This window comes from Klebsiella ornithinolytica NBRC 105727 = ATCC 31898 (assembly GCF_001598295.1).
Lineage (GTDB): Bacteria > Pseudomonadota > Gammaproteobacteria > Enterobacterales > Enterobacteriaceae > Klebsiella > Klebsiella ornithinolytica.
The window spans coordinates 1-18,894 of the sequence record NZ_BCYR01000017.1; the positions used below are offsets into that span (position 1 = coordinate 1).

Annotated in this window: 18 protein-coding genes; 3 read left to right on the top strand and 15 right to left on the bottom strand. The window is 55.6% G+C overall.

The genetic code is table 11. The features are described 5' to 3' along the window. Positions 1-33: 33 nt before the first annotated feature. The 4 genes from hemG to pepQ are packed head-to-tail and all read right to left on the bottom strand — an operon-like array spanning position 34 to position 4,016. On the bottom strand, positions 34-567 hold the full coding sequence (gene hemG, locus ROR01S_RS22890) for a menaquinone-dependent protoporphyrinogen IX dehydrogenase (protein ID WP_032718488.1): 534 nt from the start codon (positions 565-567) through the stop codon (positions 34-36). An 11-nt stretch (positions 568-578) separates the two neighbouring features. Continuing rightward, positions 579-2,030: a Trk system potassium transporter TrkH gene (gene trkH, locus ROR01S_RS22895; RefSeq protein WP_004119068.1), complete on the bottom strand. Its 1,452-nt coding sequence runs from the start codon at positions 2,028-2,030 to the stop codon at positions 579-581. 40 nt (positions 2,031-2,070) lie between these two features. Next, positions 2,071-2,685, bottom strand: a complete 615-nt coding sequence (locus tag ROR01S_RS22900) for an IMPACT family protein (protein WP_015585390.1) — start codon at positions 2,683-2,685, stop codon at positions 2,071-2,073. After that, positions 2,685-4,016 carry a Xaa-Pro dipeptidase gene (gene pepQ, locus ROR01S_RS22905; protein ID WP_004869689.1) on the bottom strand — a complete coding sequence of 444 codons (1,332 nt, stop codon included), beginning with the start codon at positions 4,014-4,016 and terminating at the stop codon, positions 2,685-2,687. Before pepQ ends, ROR01S_RS22900 begins: the two co-directional genes overlap by 1 nt. 191 nt (positions 4,017-4,207) lie before the next feature. Here pepQ and fadB point away from each other — a divergent pair, with 191 nt between their 5' ends. Further along, a complete protein-coding gene (gene fadB, locus ROR01S_RS22910; protein ID WP_064359914.1) occupies positions 4,208-6,397 on the top strand; it encodes a fatty acid oxidation complex subunit alpha FadB in 2,190 nt (729 codons plus the stop codon). A 9-nt stretch (positions 6,398-6,406) separates the two neighbouring features. Beyond that, the gene (fadA, locus tag ROR01S_RS22915) at positions 6,407-7,570 is read left to right on the top strand and encodes an acetyl-CoA C-acyltransferase FadA (protein ID WP_004869684.1); all 1,164 of its coding nucleotides are present in this window, start codon (positions 6,407-6,409) and stop codon (positions 7,568-7,570) included. Positions 7,571-7,865: 295 nt separating this feature from the next. Here fadA and fre read toward each other — a convergent pair whose 3' ends face one another. Both fre and ubiD read right to left on the bottom strand, forming a co-directional pair. Further along, on the bottom strand, positions 7,866-8,567 hold the full coding sequence (fre, locus tag ROR01S_RS22920) for an NAD(P)H-flavin reductase (protein WP_004869682.1): 702 nt from the start codon (positions 8,565-8,567) through the stop codon (positions 7,866-7,868). 55 nt (positions 8,568-8,622) lie between these two features. Beyond that, positions 8,623-10,092: a 4-hydroxy-3-polyprenylbenzoate decarboxylase gene (gene ubiD, locus ROR01S_RS22925; RefSeq protein WP_015585392.1), complete on the bottom strand. Its 1,470-nt coding sequence runs from the start codon at positions 10,090-10,092 to the stop codon at positions 8,623-8,625. Between the two features lie 177 nt (positions 10,093-10,269). Between ubiD and rfaH the strand changes: the two genes are divergently transcribed. Further along, positions 10,270-10,758, top strand: a complete 489-nt coding sequence (rfaH, locus tag ROR01S_RS22930; protein WP_004869678.1) for a transcription/translation regulatory transformer protein RfaH — start codon at positions 10,270-10,272, stop codon at positions 10,756-10,758. A gap of 8 nt (positions 10,759-10,766) precedes the next feature. Here the strand turns inward: rfaH and tatD are convergent, their stop codons facing one another. From tatD to udp, 9 genes are all read right to left on the bottom strand, one after another. Next, positions 10,767-11,561: a 3'-5' ssDNA/RNA exonuclease TatD gene (tatD, locus tag ROR01S_RS22935; RefSeq protein ID WP_162268847.1), complete on the bottom strand. Its 795-nt coding sequence runs from the start codon at positions 11,559-11,561 to the stop codon at positions 10,767-10,769. A 27-nt stretch (positions 11,562-11,588) separates the two neighbouring features. Next, positions 11,589-12,362 carry a Sec-independent protein translocase subunit TatC gene (tatC, locus tag ROR01S_RS22940; RefSeq protein WP_004869672.1) on the bottom strand — a complete coding sequence of 258 codons (774 nt, stop codon included), beginning with the start codon at positions 12,360-12,362 and terminating at the stop codon, positions 11,589-11,591. Between the two features lie 2 nt (positions 12,363-12,364). Then, on the bottom strand, positions 12,365-12,913 hold the full coding sequence (tatB, locus tag ROR01S_RS22945; RefSeq protein WP_004869670.1) for a Sec-independent protein translocase protein TatB: 549 nt from the start codon (positions 12,911-12,913) through the stop codon (positions 12,365-12,367). A gap of 3 nt (positions 12,914-12,916) precedes the next feature. Then, on the bottom strand, positions 12,917-13,168 hold the full coding sequence (gene tatA / locus ROR01S_RS22950) for a Sec-independent protein translocase subunit TatA (RefSeq protein ID WP_004869668.1): 252 nt from the start codon (positions 13,166-13,168) through the stop codon (positions 12,917-12,919). Between the two features lie 131 nt (positions 13,169-13,299). Continuing rightward, on the bottom strand, positions 13,300-14,940 hold the full coding sequence (gene ubiB, locus ROR01S_RS22955) for a ubiquinone biosynthesis regulatory protein kinase UbiB (RefSeq protein ID WP_004869667.1): 1,641 nt from the start codon (positions 14,938-14,940) through the stop codon (positions 13,300-13,302). Then, entirely contained in the window at positions 14,937-15,542 is a 606-nt protein-coding gene (ubiJ, locus tag ROR01S_RS22960) for a ubiquinone biosynthesis protein UbiJ (RefSeq protein WP_004869663.1), read from the bottom strand. Before ubiJ ends, ubiB begins: the two co-directional genes overlap by 4 nt. A gap of 13 nt (positions 15,543-15,555) precedes the next feature. Further along, positions 15,556-16,311 (bottom strand): bifunctional demethylmenaquinone methyltransferase/2-methoxy-6-polyprenyl-1,4-benzoquinol methylase UbiE, encoded by a 756-nt coding sequence (gene ubiE / locus ROR01S_RS22965; protein ID WP_004869660.1) that lies wholly within the window; start codon positions 16,309-16,311, stop codon positions 15,556-15,558. Positions 16,312-16,377: 66 nt separating this feature from the next. Continuing rightward, entirely contained in the window at positions 16,378-17,826 is a 1,449-nt protein-coding gene (gene rmuC / locus ROR01S_RS22970) for a DNA recombination protein RmuC (protein WP_004869657.1), read from the bottom strand. A 139-nt stretch (positions 17,827-17,965) separates the two neighbouring features. Beyond that, the gene (gene udp, locus ROR01S_RS22975; RefSeq protein ID WP_004869655.1) at positions 17,966-18,727 is read right to left on the bottom strand and encodes a uridine phosphorylase; all 762 of its coding nucleotides are present in this window, start codon (positions 18,725-18,727) and stop codon (positions 17,966-17,968) included. Between the last annotated feature and the right edge of the window lie 167 nt (positions 18,728-18,894).

Genomic DNA, 18,894 nt, shown 5'->3' on the forward strand with positions numbered 1-18,894 from the left:
CTCAAATTCCCGCCATCACGCCCATTTTATGGGCTATTTGCTCGTCATTTGTGCGACTTCCCGCGCAAAATTGGCAACCTGCTTCCAGTCGGTATAGACAACTTCTTTACTGGTATCCGTTTCACCGCCGGTCATCTTCATTATCAGACGAATCATGACGCGATCGTACCAACTATAGCGCGGGTAGCGCAGCGCGCCGGCAAACACCGCGCTGCGCTGCGGTTGCCATGGTGAATTGAGCAGAAACTTACGCGTATAGCTATTTGTCTGCGGCGTGCGCTTCTCCGGCTTACGCGCCACGAGGTTCACCGAGAAAAACGCCCCCGGCAGCGCATTCAACGACTGCAGGTGTTTCTTCACGAAACGGTCCAGCGCCGGATGAAAGTGTCCGTAACGAATCGATGCACCAATCACCACGCGATCGTAGTGGCGCCATTCAACCTCTTCAGTACGGTTGAGATTAACCGTATCCGCATCGATACCCAGCTCTTTCAGCTCAGAGGCCAGGAAGGAGGCAATTTCACGCGTCTGCCCGTCGCGGGTAGAGAATAATATCAACGTTTTCACAAGCACTCCTGTTATTCGCGCCAGAAAGTGGGGGTAAAGAGCACCAGTAAGGTGAACACTTCCAGACGACCAAACAGCATATTAGCAATCAAGATCCATTTCGCGACCGGGTTCATTGTCGCGAAGTTGTCCGCCACTACGCCAAGTCCTGGCCCGAGGTTGTTTAACGTTGCCACAACCGAGGCGAAAGCAGAAAAGTCATCCACTCCGGTCGCGATGATCGCCAGCATGCTAATAATGAACACCAGCGCATAGGCAGAAAAGAATCCCCACACCGCCTCCAGAATACGTTCCGGCAGCGCACGGTTACCTAACTTAATACTGTATACCGCATTCGGATGCACCAGACGCTTGAGTTCCCGGTTCCCCTGTTTGAACAACAGCAGTATACGGATAACCTTCAGCCCGCCGCCCGTCGACCCGGCACAACCGCCAATAAATGCCGAGCACAATAGCAGCACCGGCAGGAATAACGGCCAGCGCGCGATACTGTCGGTGGTAAAGCCCGCGGTCGTCGCCATTGAGACGACCTGGAAGAAGGCCTGATTCAGCGTCGTCAGCGCCGAGCTATACACATCATGCAACCACAACACCAGCGTACAAATCACCACCAGCGTCAGTTGGACACCAATAAACATGCGGAATTCAGGATCGCGCCAGTACACCTTCAGACTGCGCCCGCTGAGCAATGAAAAATGGAGGCCATAGTTACAGCCTGAGATCAGCAGGAAAACCGCAATAATCGTGTTAATGGTTGGACTGTTAAAATACCCTACGCTGGCGTCATGCGTAGAAAAGCCGCCAATCGCGATAGTCGAAAAGCTGTGACCGATAGCATCAAATGCCGGCATACCCGCGAACCAGAGCGCAAGCGCACAGGCGACCGTCAACAGCACGTAGATAAGCCACAGCGTTTTGGCCGTCTCGGCGATACGCGGGCGCATCTTATTGTCCTTCAGTGGCCCCGGCATTTCCGCCCGATACAACTGCATCCCACCGACGCCCAGTATCGGCAGTATTGCTACTGCCAACACAATGATCCCCATACCGCCAAACCACTGCAGCATCTGTCGATAGAAGAGGATGGCATGTGGTAAAGAGTCCAACCCCACCAGCGTGGTGGCGCCGGTCGTAGTCAGGCCTGAGAATGACTCAAAAAACGCATCTGTTATCGTCAGATTCGGTTGTTCGGCGAAAATAAACGGTAGCGCACCGACGCTGCCCAGCACGGTCCAGAAGAGGACGACAATCAGAAAACCCTCGCGGGATTTCAGTTCGCCCTTTTCACGGCGGTTCGGCCACCATAATAAAGAGCCTATCGCCAGCGCGACAAAAAAGGTCTGGGTAAACGCCCGCCCCGCGCCATCGCGGTATATCAGGGCCACTAATCCCGGAAGGATCATCGTCCCCGAAAACAAAATGACCAACAGTCCAACGATTCGGGTTATGGCGCGAAAATGCATCTCTGGCGCTTCCTTTGGTATGCAAAAAATCAGGTGGGGATTATTCGTCAATCTTCAGTAATTGCAACGAACCACGACTAAAATCAGCCAGTTTTGTCGAAAAAGACGCCACTTCAGCTTGCGGAAGCGCCACACGAAGCTGGACGGAGGCCTGATAGTCACTGGCGACAATTTGTCCTGAGAACTGAGCCAACAGCGTTTCAACTCCGGCTAACTGCCCGTACTCACACTGCAAAGTATATGCGGTCAACGGCGTCTTGCGCTGCGTTGTCAGCCCGGCAAGCGCCTGATGGACGCCGCCGCCATACGCTTTAACCAGACCGCCGGTACCAAGTAAAATACCGCCGTAGTAGCGTACCACGACGGCCGTTATTTCGCCGACGCCGCTGCCCATCAGCTGCGCCAGCATAGGTTTACCCGCGGTGCCTGCCGGTTCGCCATCGTCAGAAAAACCCAGCTGTTGAGAGTCATTGGGTGGCCCGGCCACCCACGCCACACAATGATGACGGGCGTCAGGGTGCTCCGCCCTGACGGACTCAACAAACGCCTTTGCCGCTACCACGCCGTCAGTATGTGCCAACAGCGTGATAAAACGACTTTTTTTGATCTCTTCGACAAAGGTCACCGGCGCGGCCGGTATCAACCAGCTTTCCATTACGCCAGTTTCAGGTCACGCGTCATATTTTCAACACTGTTTTCGTGGATGACGACGTTATCTTCAATACGGATGCCGCCAAACGGCTTCAATGCTTCAATTTTTTGCCAGTTGAAGTGTTTGCTAAACTGCCCTTCACGCCACGGCGCCAGCAGAGATTCAATAAAGTAGATGCCCGGCTCGATGGTCAGCACCATACGCGGCTGCAAAATACGCGTGCAGCGCAGATAGGGATACTTCGACGGCGCCGCCAGATGGGTACCGGTATCATCCTGCATGAAACCGGCCACATCATGGACCTGCAGGCCCAGCGGATGGCCAATACCGTGCGGCATAAACGGTCCGGTCAGATCGTTTTCAACCATGGCCTCTTCGCTCATGTCGGTCACGATCTGGTGCTTACGCAACAGTTTAGCAATGCGTTGGTGGAACTGGATGTGGTAATCCACATAGCTTTTTCCAGCCTTCATCGTGCTAATCAGAGCCAGCTGCTCATCGTTAACGTCTTTAATCAAATGGGCAAAGTCATTATCGCCGTGTGCCGCCCAGGTACGCGTCAGGTCTGCCGCATAGCCGTTATATTCCGCTCCGGCATCCAGTAAGAAGCTGCGCGCTTCTGCCGGAGCACGATGATCCAGTTTGGTGTAATGCAGTACAGAGGCATGTTCGTTAAGCGCCACGATATTGCTGTAAGGCACATCGGTGTCGCGATGACCGGTAGCCGTCAGATACGCCTGGTTGATATCGAATTCGCTCATTCCTGAGAGGAATGCTTCATGGGCCGCGCGATGCCCGTTAACCGCCGACTTCTGCGCTTCGCGCATGCAGGCCAACTCATAATCGGTCTTAAAGGAACGATAGTAGTGCAGGAAATCAATCACCCCTTTCGGGTTGATATGGCTGGCAGCGATCTCCAGACCAAGCGCACGCTCCGGCACCGGCCCGATATAGGCGATATTGCCGCGCGCCGCAGGCAGCTGGCTGCCAATACCGTCGGCTTTCGGCAGGGCAATCACTTCAACCTCTTCCGTCCAGAACGAGGTCGGCAGCGGTTCAACGTTATGCCAGTAATCAACCGGCAAGTAGAACCACAGTTTCGGTTTGTTGACGCCATCAACCAGCAGCCAGCAGTTGGGTACCTGCGTCACCGGGACCCAGGATTTAAATTGCGGGTTGACCTTAAACGGGTACGGATGATCGTCCAGGAAGACATTGACCAGCTCACCGGAGTGAATCAGCAACGCATCAAGGTTAAAACGAGCTAAAGCATCACGGGTACGTTCTTGTAGGGTAACGATATGATTTTTATAGAGCGCGGCTAGTGATTCCATCTTTCATCCTTTGCTTTTATTCGATCGTAATTCCCCGCATCTTAGCACATCGGCCCCGGGCAGGGTGATTTCCGCCAGGTGTGATCAGACCAGCATTTATTTAAAGACTCATTTGCAATTCTTTAACATAAATCCCACACTCCGTTGCATCTGGTACGACCAGATCACATTGCTGGATTCAGGAGACTGACATGCTCTACAAAGGCGACAACCTGTACCTCGACTGGCTGGAAGATGGCATTGCCGAACTGGTGTTCGATGCTCCCGGCTCGGTGAACAAGCTCGATACCGCAACCGTAGCCAGCCTCGGTGAGGCGCTGGACGTACTCGAAAAACAACACGATCTTAAGGGGCTGTTGCTGCGCTCCGGGAAAGCGGCCTTCATTGTCGGCGCTGACATCACCGAATTTTTGTCCCTGTTCCTGGTACCACAGGAGCAGTTGAGCCAGTGGCTCCATTTTGCCAACAGCGTCTTTAACCGCCTGGAAGATTTACCGGTACCGACTATTTCTGCGGTGAACGGCTATGCGCTGGGCGGCGGCTGCGAGTGCGTGCTGGCGACGGACTACCGTCTGGCTACGCCGGATCTGCGTATCGGCCTGCCGGAAACCAAACTGGGTATCATGCCGGGCTTTGGCGGCTCAGTACGAATGCCGCGTCTGCTCGGCGCCGATAGCGCGCTGGAAATTATTGCCGCCGGGAAAGATGTCAGTGCCGATCAGGCGCTGAAAATCGGCCTCGTCGACGGTATCGTTAAACCAGAGAAACTGCGCGATGGCACACTCGCCATTCTGCGTCAGGCCATTAATGGCGACCTGGACTGGAAAGCGAAGCGCCAGCCGAAGCTGGAGCCATTGAAGCTCAGTAAAATTGAAGCGGCCATGAGCTTCACTATCGCCAAAGGCATGGTGGCGCAGACCGCCGGGAAACACTATCCGGCGCCGATAACAGCGGTAAAAACCATCGAAGCGGCCGCTCGTTTCGGCCGCGAAGAGGCGCTGAATCTGGAAAACCAAAGTTTTGTCCCGCTGGCGCACACCAAAGAGGCCCGCGCACTGGTCGGTATCTTCCTTAACGATCAGTATGTCAAAGCCAAAGCGAAGAAGCTGACCAAAAACGTTGAGACGCCGAAACAGGCCGCCGTGCTGGGGGCCGGAATCATGGGTGGCGGTATCGCGTATCAGTCCGCCTGGAAAGGCGTGCCGGTGATCATGAAGGACATTAACGACAAATCGCTGACGCTCGGCATGAACGAAGCCGCTAAGCTGCTCAACAAGCAGCTTGAGCGCGGCAAAATCGATGGGCTGAAGCTGGCCGGCGTTATTGGCACGATTCACCCGACCCTCGATTATGCTGGTTTTGAGCGCGTAGATGTCGTGGTCGAAGCCGTCGTCGAGAATCCGAAAGTGAAAAAGGCCGTGCTGGCGGAAACCGAAGAGAAAGTCCGCCCGGATACGGTTCTGGCTTCTAACACTTCAACGATTCCAATCGGTGAGCTGGCCAGCGCCCTGAAACGTCCGGAAAACTTCTGCGGTATGCACTTCTTTAACCCGGTGCATCGCATGCCGCTGGTAGAAGTGATTCGCGGGGAAAAAACCTCAGATGACACCATCGCAAAAGTCGTGGCCTGGGCGAGCAAAATGGGCAAAACGCCGATCGTGGTTAACGATTGCCCCGGCTTCTTCGTCAACCGCGTGCTGTTCCCCTACTTTGCGGGATTCAGCCAACTGCTTCGCGACGGCGCGGACTTCCGCAAAGTCGATAAGGTGATGGAGAAACTGTTCGGCTGGCCAATGGGCCCGGCATACCTGCTCGACGTGGTCGGCATCGATACCGCACACCACGCGCAGGCGGTGATGGCCGCCGGCTTCCCGCTGCGCATGCAGAAAGATTATCGCGACGCGATCGACGCGCTGTTCGACGCCAGCCGTTTCGGCCAGAAAAACGGTCTCGGCTTCTGGCGGTATAAAGAAGACAGTAAAGGCAAACCGAAGAAAGAAGAAGACCCGGCCGTCGACGCCCTGCTGGCGGAAGTCAGTCAGCCAAAACATGACTTCAGCGACGATGAGATTATCGCCCGGATGATGATTCCGATGGTCAACGAAGTGGTCCGCTGCCTGGAGGAAGGCATTATCGCCAGCCCGGCGGAAGCGGATATGGCGCTGGTTTATGGTCTCGGCTTCCCTCCGTTCCACGGCGGCGCATTCCGCTGGCTGGATACCCTGGGCAGCGCAAAATATCTCGATATGGCGCAGCAGTACCAGCACCTCGGTCCGCTGTATGAAGTGCCGGAAGGACTGCGTAATAAAGCACGCCATAACGAACCCTATTATCCCCCGGTAGAACCAGCCCGCCCGGCGGGCGTTCTGAAAACGGCTTAAGGAGTCACAATGGAACAGGTTGTCATTGTTGATGCAGTTCGCACCCCGATGGGCCGTTCGAAGGGCGGCGCCTTTCGCCACGTGCGCGCGGAAGACCTCTCTGCGCACCTGATGCGTAGCCTGCTGTCGCGTAACCCGTCGCTTGATCCGGCCGCGATTGACGATATTTACTGGGGCTGCGTACAGCAAACGCTGGAGCAAGGTTTCAACATTGCGCGTAACGCCGCGCTGCTGGCCGAGATTCCGCATTCGGTACCGGCCACGACGGTCAACCGCCTGTGCGGTTCATCGATGCAGGCGCTGCACGATGCGGCGCGCATGATCATGACCGGCGACGCCAGCGTCTGCCTGATTGGCGGCGTGGAGCATATGGGCCACGTCCCGATGAGCCATGGCGTGGATTTTCACCCGGGTCTGAGTCGTAACGTGGCAAAAGCGGCCGGTATGATGGGGTTGACCGCCGAAATGCTGGCGCGTCTGCACGGCATCAGCCGGGAAATGCAGGACCAGTTCGCCGCGCGTTCCCACGCTCGCGCATGGGCGGCAACGCAGTCCGGCGCATTTAAAGCGGAAATCATTCCGACAGGCGGCCATGATGCCGACGGCGTGCTGAAGTCATTTAACTATGACGAAGTGATCCGCCCGGAAACGACCGTGGAAGCGCTGGCTGCATTAAGACCCGCATTCGACCCGGTGACCGGCACCGTCACGGCAGGAACTTCATCCGCGCTCTCCGACGGCGCAGCCGCCATGTTATTAATGAGCGAAAGCCGTGCCCGCGAACTGGGGCTGAAACCGCGCGCTCGCGTGCGCTCCATGGCGGTGGTCGGCTGTGACCCATCGATTATGGGTTATGGTCCGGTACCGGCATCAAAGCTGGCGCTGAAAAAGGCCGGACTGGCTACCAGCGATATCGACGTTTTTGAAATGAATGAGGCCTTTGCCGCGCAGATCCTGCCGTGCATTAAAGATCTTGGCCTGATGGAGCAGATCGACGAGAAGATCAATCTCAACGGCGGCGCGATTGCCCTGGGTCACCCGCTCGGCTGCTCCGGCGCACGTATCAGTACAACCTTGATTAACCAGATGGAGCGTAAAGACGCACAGTTCGGTCTGGCTACCATGTGTATTGGTTTAGGTCAGGGCATTGCGACGGTATTCGAGCGTGTTTGATTAAAGAGTTATCTCAAAACCATGGGTGCCAGAACAAGGCGGCAAGCGAATGGCCAATTCGTCAGGAACGAATTTGAACAGCCGAAGGCTGCCTTTGGTGAGGGACGCGGATGTCCCTTATTCATCCCGATGAACTTACCCACCGTCAGTGATTCGGGTGAATAAGCGCAGCCAACGCAGTTATGGTGACCATGGCGAAGAGAGGGGGTTTAGTTGCCGTTTTTCCCGCCTGTCAGGGGCGGGTTTTTTATTTCTGCCGTTCTCTTCCCTCTCCCTGAAAAAGAGGGCATGAGAATCAGATAAAGGCAAACGCATCGCCAAACAGGCGATCTTCGCGGGCATTGCGCTCATTGCAGAACAGCTCACGGGCAATTTTTGCCATTTCGAAGCGGCCGGCAATATAAATATCATGCTCTGCCAGAGTGCCATAGTCCTGCAGAACCGCGGTCAACACGGTGCCAGAGCGCCCACGCCACTCTTCTTCCGGCTGTTCCACCACCGGCTCAACACGCAGACCCGGGTGCTCCACGCTCAGCGCTTCCAGCTCTGCCAGATCGTAGAGATGTTTCGCTTCGCGACCGCCCCAGTACACTGCGATATCGCGGTTCGGGTTACGAGCCAGCGCCGTGAGCAGAATGGAACGCACATAGGAGAACCCGGTTCCTCCGGCGATGAGAATGAGCGGACGATCTTCGTCCTCACGCAGCCAGGCCTCACCATGCGGAATATCAACCTCGATCTCGCGCTCTTTCAGAATGCGATCCATCACCGCCATCGCATACAGGTTGAGCTCAGAGGCGCCGATATGCAGTTCAATACATTCCTGCTCCGCCGGAGTGGAAGCCATGGAGAACGGACGCTTGTCACGCTCGTCCATTACCACCATCAAATATTGACCAGCGCGGAAAGAAAACGCCGCTTCCGGCACTAATCGAACGCGATACACGGTATCGGTAATTGCCTCCACCGAGGTCACTTTACAGCTTAAGGTTGTCATGCGTCCCCTCTGTCGGGTCTATAGAGCAAAACAGCGGCGTTAGCCCCGCTTACTGTTATTTAAAGATAGCCAGCTCATCCCAGATGGCGTCAACGCGCGCCGTCACCTCAGGATCCTTCTTAATAGGACGACCCCATTCACGCTGGGTTTCGCCTGGCCATTTATTTGTGGCATCCAGCCCCATTTTTGAACCCAGGCCGGAAACCGGCGAGGCAAAATCCAGATAATCGATCGGCGTATTTTCTACCAGTACCGTATCACGAGCCGGGTCCATTCGGGTAGTAATCGCCCAGATCACGTCGTTCCAGTCGCGTGCATTAACGTCATCATCGCAGACGATCACGAACTTGGTGTACATAAACTGGCGCAGGAATGACCACACGCCCATCATGACGCGCTTGGCATGTCCGGCGTACTGTTTCTTCATCGTGACCACGGCCAGACGATAAGAGCAACCTTCCGGCGGCAGGTAGAAATCAACAATTTCAGGGAACTGCTTTTGCAGAATCGGCACGAAGACTTCGTTCAGCGCGACGCCCAGGACCGCAGGTTCATCCGGCGGGCGTCCGGTATACGTTGAATGATAAATCGCATCTTCACGCTGAGTGATATGCGTAACCGTAAATACCGGGAAATTATCCACTTCATTGTAGTAGCCGGTATGATCGCCGTACGGCCCTTCCGGCGCCATTTCACCTGGCTCAATATACCCTTCCAGCACAATTTCCGCGCTGGCCGGTACTTCAAGATCGTTGGAAATGCACTTGACCACTTCCGTTTTGGTGCCGCGTAGCAGGCCGGCAAACGCATACTCTGACAGCGTATCGGGAACCGGAGTGACGGCCCCAAGGATGGTCGCCGGGTCAGCGCCCAGCGCCACGGAAACCGGAAAACGTTCGCCCGGATGAGCCGCACACCACTCCTGAAAATCCAGCGCGCCGCCGCGATGGGAGAGCCAGCGCATGATCAGCTTGTTCTTACCAATGAGCTGCTGGCGATAGATGCCCAGGTTCTGCCGTTCCTTATGCGGACCGCGAGTAACCGTCAGTCCCCAGGTAATCAGCGGGGCAGCATCTTCTGGCCAGCAGGTCATGATCGGGATACGCGTCAAATCAACGTTGTCGCCTTCAATGATCTTTTGCTGGCAGGGTGCTCCGCGCAGGCGCTTTGTCGGCATATTCAAGACCTGCCTGAACTGCGGCAGCTTATCGAACAGATCGCGAAAGCCTTTCGGCGGTTCCGGCTCTTTCAGAAAAGCCAGCAGCTTACCCACTTCACGCAACGAGCTGACATCCTCCTGCCCCATTCCCATGGCGACGCGGCGCGGAGTGCCAAACAGATTGCACAACACGGGCATGGTGTAGCCTTTGGGGTTTTCAAAAAGCAGGGCCGGGCCGCCGGCACGTAAAGTGCGATCGGCAATTTCGGTGATCTCAAGGTGCGGATCGACCGGCAGGGATATTCTTTTCAGTTCGCCCTGCTGCTCCAGTAATGTCAGAAAGTCGCGTAGATCGTGGTATTTCATGGAGTTATTATTAACCTCTATACAGGCGGCTGATTATACGGTGTTCGCCAGCGTCATGCTGTACTTTTGTTAAATTAGAGTGAAAGAACATAGAATTTTTGATTTCACTTATATTGGCTTTCGCGATCGCCCCAGGCTTTTGTTATGCTTGCAGCTAATAGAGTGGAAAGAGTTATTATGCAAGCCTGGTATTTACTGTATTGCAAACGTGGGCAGCTTCAGCGCGCCCAGGAACACCTCGAACGACAGGCAGTGAATTGCCTGATGCCGACGATCGCACTGGAAAAAATCATCCGCGGCAAACGCACTACGGTCAGTGAACCTTTGTTCCCCAATTACCTGTTTGTCGAATTCGATCCGGAAATTATCCACACTACAACTATCAGCGCCACGCGAGGTGTGAATAACTTCGTGCGCTTTGGCGCCCAGCCAGCCACGGTACCGTCCGCGGTCATTCACCAGCTCTCTATCTATAAGCCGGAAGGCATCACCGACCCGGAAACGCCGCACGAAGGTGACTTCGTCTTGATTACCGACGGCGCGTTTGAAGGCCTGCAGGCTATCTTTAGCGAACCGGATGGTGAAGCGCGCTCCATGCTGCTGCTGAATCTGCTTAACAAACAGGTACTGCAAAGCATCAAAAATACCGACTTTCATAAAATCTGACGGTACGCTTAAAAACGGATGCCAAAGAGCGTTCTGACATTCGTGTCAGCGATCTCTTCCAGCCGCTGAGCCTCCTCCCCGCGCCATCCCGCAATACTGGCCAGAATATGCGGCAGATATACCGGTTCATTGCGCCGGGAAGCGGGCTTCGGGCTAAGGTCGCGGGGCAGCAGATACGGGGCATCCGTTTCAATCAACAGGCGTTCTGCCGGGATATCCGGCAACAGCGCGCGCAGCTCCAGTCCGCGTCGCTCGTCGCAGACCCAGCCTGTAATGCCAATATACAAACCGTGGTTCACACAGGCACGCATTTCTTCGCGGGTTCCGGTAAAGCAGTGCAGCACCGCACCAGGCAGTTTATCCAGCCAGGGCGTCAGGAGCGTCAGAAAACGTTCATGGGCATCGCGGCAGTGCAAAAAAACCGGCATAGACAGCTCGGCTGCCAGCGCCAGCTGTGCGCTGAAGGCGGCCTCTTGCTCCTGAGGGGTAGAAAAGTTGCGGTTGAAGTCCAGCCCACATTCGCCGATAGCGACGACCTCCGGCTGGCGCGCCAGCTGAAAGATGGAGTCGGCCACCGCTGCCGTCCAGCTGCTGCTGTCATGCGGATGCACGCCGGCGGTTGACCAGCAGCGGGTATAGCGATGTGCCAGCTGCCGGGCCTGCTCGCTTTCATGCAGGTTAGTCCCGGTGAACAGCATGCCGGTCACGCCCGCCGCCTGAGCGCGGGCCACGACCTCATCGCGATCGCGGGAAAACTGTGGACTGGTCAGATTGACGCCGATATCAAACATCGCTTCTCCAATATGACAACCGCCCTGACGGGCGGCTGGTTACTCTTCTTTGCTCCCCGCTTCTTCAGCGGCGGCATCCTCGTCACGCGTCAGACGTTTTCCGGTATAGAAACGCGCAAAGAAAACCCCGATCTCAAACAAGCAGTACATCGGAATCGCCAGCAGCGTTTGCGAGAAGACATCCGGCGGCGTCAGCAGCATGCCGACGACGAATGCTCCCACCAGCACGTACGGCCGCTTCTTACGCAAATCTTCCGGGGTCGTGACGCCCATCCAGCACAGCAGCACGATCGCAACCGGCACTTCAAACGAAACGCCAAAGGCGATAAACAGCGCCATGACGAAATCGAGATAGCTGCGAATATCCGTCGAGACCTGCACGCCCTCCGGCGCCGCGTGGGTCAGGAAACCAAACGCCAGCGGGAAAACGACAAAGTAGGCAAACGCCATACCGATATAGAACAGCAGCGTACTGGAAACCAGCAGCGGCATAACCAGCCGACGCTCATGTTTATACAGCGCCGGGGCAACAAACGCCCAGACCTGGTAAAGAATAACCGGCACCGACAGAATCACCGAAACCATGAAGGTCAGTTTGATCGGCGTAAAGAAAGGGGAAGCCACGTCGGTGGCGATCATCGTTGCACCCACCGGCATCTGCCGGATAAGCGGTGCGGAAACCAGCTGATAGATGTCGTTGGCGAAGTACACTAACGCCAGAAAAATGACCAGTATCGCGATGATGCTATTGATCAGGCGCTTGCGCAGCTCAATCAAATGCGAAATTAGCGGTTGAGTATCTTCTACGCCCATTTTTACGGTTTATCACTCGATGCAGGGGAGGAATCGGAAGCTGTCACGGCAACTTTTTCTTTGGCGACCGGGAGAGGGTCAGGCTGCGCAGCCGGCTGCTCTGACGCCACGCTCTCTTCTGCGGCTGGAGCGTGAACGGGCGCGCTGGCCTGATGTTCAGCCGTCGCCGGCGTAATGTCCTGGCGCTGCGCTTCACTGCCCTTCACTACCGGGTTATGAATCGTGTTCGCTTCGTCGCTCGCTTTCTCAGGATCGTGGGCGGTATAAGAACGTTTCATAGATTCAGCGGCTTCACGCAGCTCATCCATCGACGCTTTCAGCTCCGGCGTCAGGTTATCCAGGCTCGCCTTTTCCACTTTCTTCAGGCTTTCCTGGAACTCCTGCAGTTTTAGTTCCTGAGTGATCTCATTTTGTACGGTGGCCGCCAGCGATCGTAGCGTACGAATCCAGCTGGCCACCGTTTTTACCGCTACAGGCAATCGCTGTGGCCCCAGAACAATGAGGCCAATAACGAACACCAGCAGTAGTTCACTAAAACCGATATCGAACACGAATTACACCTGCTCTTTGTCGTGGCGTTTTGTCTCGTCTTTTTTCGCATCATCCGGCTTATCGGCGATCGATTTCGCCGTGAAATCTGCATCCGGAGCAGACTTTTCAGGTTTTTCATCATCGCTCATGGCCTTTTTAAAGCCTTTAATCGATGCACCCAAATCCGACCCCAGCGAGCTCAGCTTTTTCGTCCCGAAAAGCAGAACCACAATGACGACAACAATTAATAACTGCCAAATACTGATACCACCCATACACGTTCCTCTATGACAGATGATGAATTATTAGGACGCATTATACACGTCATCCCACAAGCCGCCTCTTTGTCAGGCCGCTCGTATGACTTCGCGCAACAACGAATGCGCGGTGATAAAGGCACTTCCCATCAGTGCGTTTTCCGCCAGCCAATCAGCCAGGACACCGCGCCAGCGGCCATCAGCCAGCCTGGCATCATGCCCCATTCCGGGCGGTGGATAAATAACAGCGTACCACTCAGTAACAGAACCGCGCCTATACCAAACAGATAACGGGACTGCCCCTGACGAACATGTCGCACCTGGAAGTCGCGCACGATGGTATCCACGCTGGTCTGCAGCTGTTTGCTTTGCTGCAAAGTCTGGTACACCAGCTCAGGTATTTCCGGCATTCTTTCGATCCAGAACGGCGCTTTTTCTTTAAACGCACGCACCAGCGCCGGAATGCCGACCTGATCTTTAATCCACGACTCAAGGAAAGGTTTCGCCGTTTTCCACAAGTCTAACTGAGGATAGAGCTGGCGGCCTACCCCTTCTACGTAAAGTAATGTCTTCTGCAGTAATACCAGCTGCGGCTGCACTTCCATATTGAAGCGCCGGGCGGTGTTAAACAGGTTCAGCAGCACATGACCAAACGAGATCTCAGCCAGCGGCTTCTCGAAGATCGGCTCGCAGACGGTGCGAATAGCAAACTCGAACTCTTCAACATTGGTATCCGCAGGAACCCAGCCTGAATCTACGTGCAGCTCGGCGACTTTACGATAATCGCGGTTGAAGAACGCAATGAAGTTTTCCGCCAGGTAGCGCTTATCTTCTTTGTTCAGCGACCCCACGATACCGCAGTCGATCCCGATGTACTGGGGGTTCTCCGGATGGTCGTAGCTAACAAAAATATTGCCTGGATGCATGTCTGCGTGGAAGAAACTGTCGCGGAACACCTGGGTGAAAAAGACCTGCACGCCGCGTTCCGCCAGCAGCTTCATGTTCGTGCCCTGCGCTTCCAGCGCCTCCACGTCGGAAACCGGGATCCCGTAAATCCGCTCCATGACCATCATGTTTTCGCTACAGTAATCGGAGTAGACCTCCGGTACATATAGCATCGGGCTGTCTTCAAAGTTGCGCCGCAGCTGAATGGCGTTCGCCGATTCACGCAGCAGGTTAAGTTCATCCAGCAGCGTTTTTTCGTATTCGCGAACCACTTCCTGCGGGCGCAGGCGGCGACCGTCGGGCAGTAAACGCGGCACCCAGCGCGCGAGACGATAGATAAGCTTCATGTCCGCTTTAATCACCGGCACGATATCCGGGCGGATCACTTTGATAACGACCTCTTTACCGTTTTCTTTCAGCCGTGCGGTATGGACCTGCGCAATAGAGGCCGATGCCAGCGGTTCAATCGAGAAATCGTCAAACCAGGCCTCTACGGGAAGACCGCCCATCGCCTGTTCGATCTGCTGTTTTGCCAACCGGCCATCGAAGGGCGCTACGCGATCCTGCAGCAGCGCGAGCTGATCGGCGATTTGCGGCGGGAACAGATCGCGGCGGGTGGAGAGCATCTGGCCGAACTTGATCCACACCGGCCCCAGCTCCTGCAGCGCAAGGCGCAGACGTTCGCCGAGAGGTTGGTTTTTATGACGATTCGGCATCCAGAACAGCATCCGCCGCCCGATACGCAGCGGCAGCGTGATACGCATTTTGGGAATGAGCTCATCAAGCCCATAGCTCAAAAAGGTGCGGATAATAAGATACAGGCGCCGTAATTCTCCTGGCGTCATTTGCCCTCCAGCGTTTCCAGCCGTTTTTCCAGTGCGGAAAGCGCGCGTTCCACAGCCGCGGTCTCTTCGCCAAACCAGGCCATTTCCAGCGGCCCAGGCGCCATACGCCACTCTTCGGTCAGCGCTTCAGCGACATACCGCTGCTGACGCTGAGCGCCGTGCAGCAGAAAACGAGCTCCGGAGCGAAAGACCTTACTGACCCCTTCCGCAACGATATCGCCGGTGTAAGGCGCCAGCAGCTCAGCCGGATCGAATTCCGCCAGGTCACATAGCGCCACCGTGTTCTGCACCACCTGCAGGTCGCCCTGCACTTCCAGATCACCGCTGCGAATAAGCGCCGTGAGCTGTTGACGGTTGCGCAGCTGTGGCAGCACGCTGAGACGAGTAATGACGGTACAGTCGGCATCGCCTTCCCAGGTCCCCAGCACATCCACCTGACGCTCGCTGAAGACCAGCACAACCGGCGTCGACAGCTCCTTCAGCTCAACGCGCAGCACCTTCCCCAGCAGACGCTGGCGAGCAGGTTTTAACGCTTTGTCGCGCCAGAGAAAGGTATTGAGGGCGGTTTCAATGCCAGCGGTAACCAGTGGTTTGAAAGGCATGCGATCCCTCCTGTCAGAACTTATAACCGCGGTGCAACGCAACGATACCAGCCGTCAGGTTGTAGTAGTCGACGTTTTCGAAACCGGCGTCCTGCATCATGGCTTTCAGGGTGTCCTGATTCGGGTGCATACGAATAGATTCCGCCAGGTAGCGATAGCTTTCACCGTCTTTGGCAACCAGTTCCCCTACGCGCGGCAGCACGTGGAAGGAGTAGGCATCATAGGCTTTGCTGAGCGGCTCAATAATCGGTTTCGAGAACTCGAGCACCAGCAGACGACCGCCCGGCTTCAGGACGCGATACATTGAACGCAGCGCCTTTTCTTTATCGGTGACGTTACGCAGGCCAAATGAAATCGTGATGCAGTCAAAAGTGTTGTCGGCAAACGGCAGCGCTTCTGCGTTAGCCTGAACGTATTCAACGTTGCCGACGATGCCGATGTTGCGCAGCTTTTCGCGCCCCATTTTCAGCATAGAGTCGTTGATATCTGCCAGCATGACGCGCCCCGTTTCACCCACCAGGCGAGAGAACTTCGCCGTCAGGTCGCCGGTACCGCCGGCCAGGTCCAGAACGGTCTGTCCACGGCGTACGCCGCTGCAATCGATGGTGAAACGCTTCCACAAACGATGAATACCGAACGACATCAGATCATTCATAACATCATATTTTGCGGCCACAGAATGGAATACATGTGCCACCATGTCCGCCTTCTGCTCTTTGGCTACCGTCTGAAAACCAAAGTGCGTCGTTTCTTGTGAATCCTCAACCATCTCAATGCCTGCTTATCAAGAAAATGTTCGCCGAGTGTAACAGATTCAGCGCATTTCCCATACGGTTCAACGCGGCATAGAGGACTCGCCGGACATCGTCTCATCGGCCGGATCGGAGGTAAATTCGTTATCTTCAAGCGCTTTTTCGTCTTCTTCAGAACGATATTCGTCATCCTGAGCCGTTGCCTGATCGACTAAATCAGGATTAATCCCGCGCTTCACTTCAACGCCAAGACCGCGGAACGCTTCTGCCTGCACCAGCAGATTTCCGCGCCCGGAAGCAAGCTTTTTCATCGCCTGGCGATAGTTATCCTGGGCTTTATCCAGGCTCTGCCCGATGGCGGACATATCATCAACGAACAGTCGCATTTTGTCGTACAGACGACCTGCGCGCTCAGCGATTTTCTGCGCATTGCGGCTTTGATGTTCATAACGCCAGAGATTGGCAATCGTCCGCAGCGCCACCAGCAGCGTCGTCGGACTGACCAGCATAATGTTGTTCTTCAGCGCTTCGCTGATAAGTTCAGGCTGGCGGTCGATAGCCAGCAGGAAAGCCGGCTCCACGGGAATAAACATCAGCACATAGTCGAGCGAGCGCAGGCCCGGCAGCTGTTGATAATCTTTACGTCCGAGCAGGCGAATATGGTTACGCACCGAGGCGATATGCTCCTGCAGCGCCGCCTCGCGGGTGTAGTCATCTTCGGCATTGAAATAGCGTTCGTAGGCCACCAGCGTCATTTTGGCATCAATGACCACGTCTTTCCCCTGCGGCAGGCGAACGATGACATCGGGCTGCATGCGCGAACGACCTTCTGTTTCGATGCTGACCTGGGTCTGGTATTCATACCCTTCGCGTAGCCCGGAAGCTTCCAGCACGCGGGTTAGCACCACCTCTCCCCAGTTACCCTGCGTTTTGTTATCCCCTTTCAACGCCCGGGTCAGGTTCAACGCCTCCTGCGCCATCTGCGCGTTCAGCTGCTGCAGATTGCGGATCTCATGGGCCAGCGTATGCCGCTCACGCGCCTCCTGGCCAAAACTGTCCTGCACCTGGCGGCGGAAACCGTCCAGCTGTTCACGCAGCGGCGTCAGCAGGCCATGTAAACTCTGCCGGTTCTGCTCATCGACGCGCCGGTTGCTGTGTTCGAAAATGCGGTTTGCCAGGTTTTCAAACTGCTCGCTCAGACGCTGTTCGCTGTTCACCATCTGGCGGATTTTATCCTCGGCGTGGATCCGGGTAGATTCAAGGCGGGTGGTGACTTCGCGGAGATCGGCCTCCAGAGAGCTATTGATATCACGCAGGCTGCGCAGTTCGTTATTCAGCAACTCACATTCATCGCGCCAGTGGGCCTCCTGCACCAGCTGCTGGCGCGCGGCGCTGAGCTCGATATCCAGTTCACGGCGCTCCTCGATAAGGTCGGCGCGAATTTGGTCAGCTTTGGCTTTGGTCGCCAGCCACCCTGCGACCAGCCCTACGGCCAGCGCCACGATGGCACTTATCACAATCGAGATATCCACAACGCCCCCTGCGGCAACAACTTACGGCACAAAAATAGAATTGTGCTGTACAAACGTCCAGTTTAAAAGAGATTTCCTGCGAGGCGCAGCGCAAAAAAGAAAGGCCGGAAGATCCGGCCCTGGGTGGAGAGGCGAGGAATTACAGCAGACGGCGAGCCGCTTCGACGACGATTTTTACCGCGTGGCTTTCGGTTTGCTTCATGGTTTCCGCGTTCGGAATTTCCTGCTGGGTACGGTTGACGATAACCCCGGCAACCATCCCGGCACGCAGCCCCTGGCTGGCACACATGGTCAGCAGAGTCGCAGACTCCATCTCGTAGTTCATGACCCCCATTGACTGCCACTCTTCCATAGAACCTTTAAAACGGCTGACCACGCGACCGGAGAAGGTGTCGTAGCGCTCCTGGCCCGGGTAGAAGGTGTCAGATGATGCGGTCACGCCGATATGGGTGGTCGCGCCGATCGATTTGGCCGCTTCAACCAGCGCAGTGGTGCAGGCAAAGTCAGCCACGGCCGGGTATTCCATCGGCGCAAAATGCAGACTCGCGCCATCAAGACGTACGGATGCGGTGGTAACCAGCACGTCACCGACGTTAATGTGTGGCTGGATAGCGCCGGTGGTGCCGATACGCAGGAAGGTACGAATCCCCAGCTGCGCCAGTTCTTCAACGGCGATGGACGTTGACGGGCCGCCGATACCGGTAGAGCAGACAATGACCGACTTGCCATCCAGTTCGGCACGCCAGGAGGTAAATTCGCGGTGAGATGCCAGCTTGACCGGCTTATCCATCAGCGCGGCGATCTTTTCCACACGCTCCGGATCGCCAGGGACGATAGCCAGCGTAGCCCCTTGTAAATCGTTTTTGGTGAGGCCGAGATGAAAAACATCAGACTTAGACATAAAAAACTCCTCTGTGGGTCGAATTATCAGCAGAAGCAAAACGGTACTTTACAGAAGCTACCCGCTTAGTTTTGTGACAAAAATCACCATGAACAAAAATCATTGCAATGATTTTCCATCAAAAAGTGATAAACATCACATTAACAAGTTATATTCATCGTGTCTGA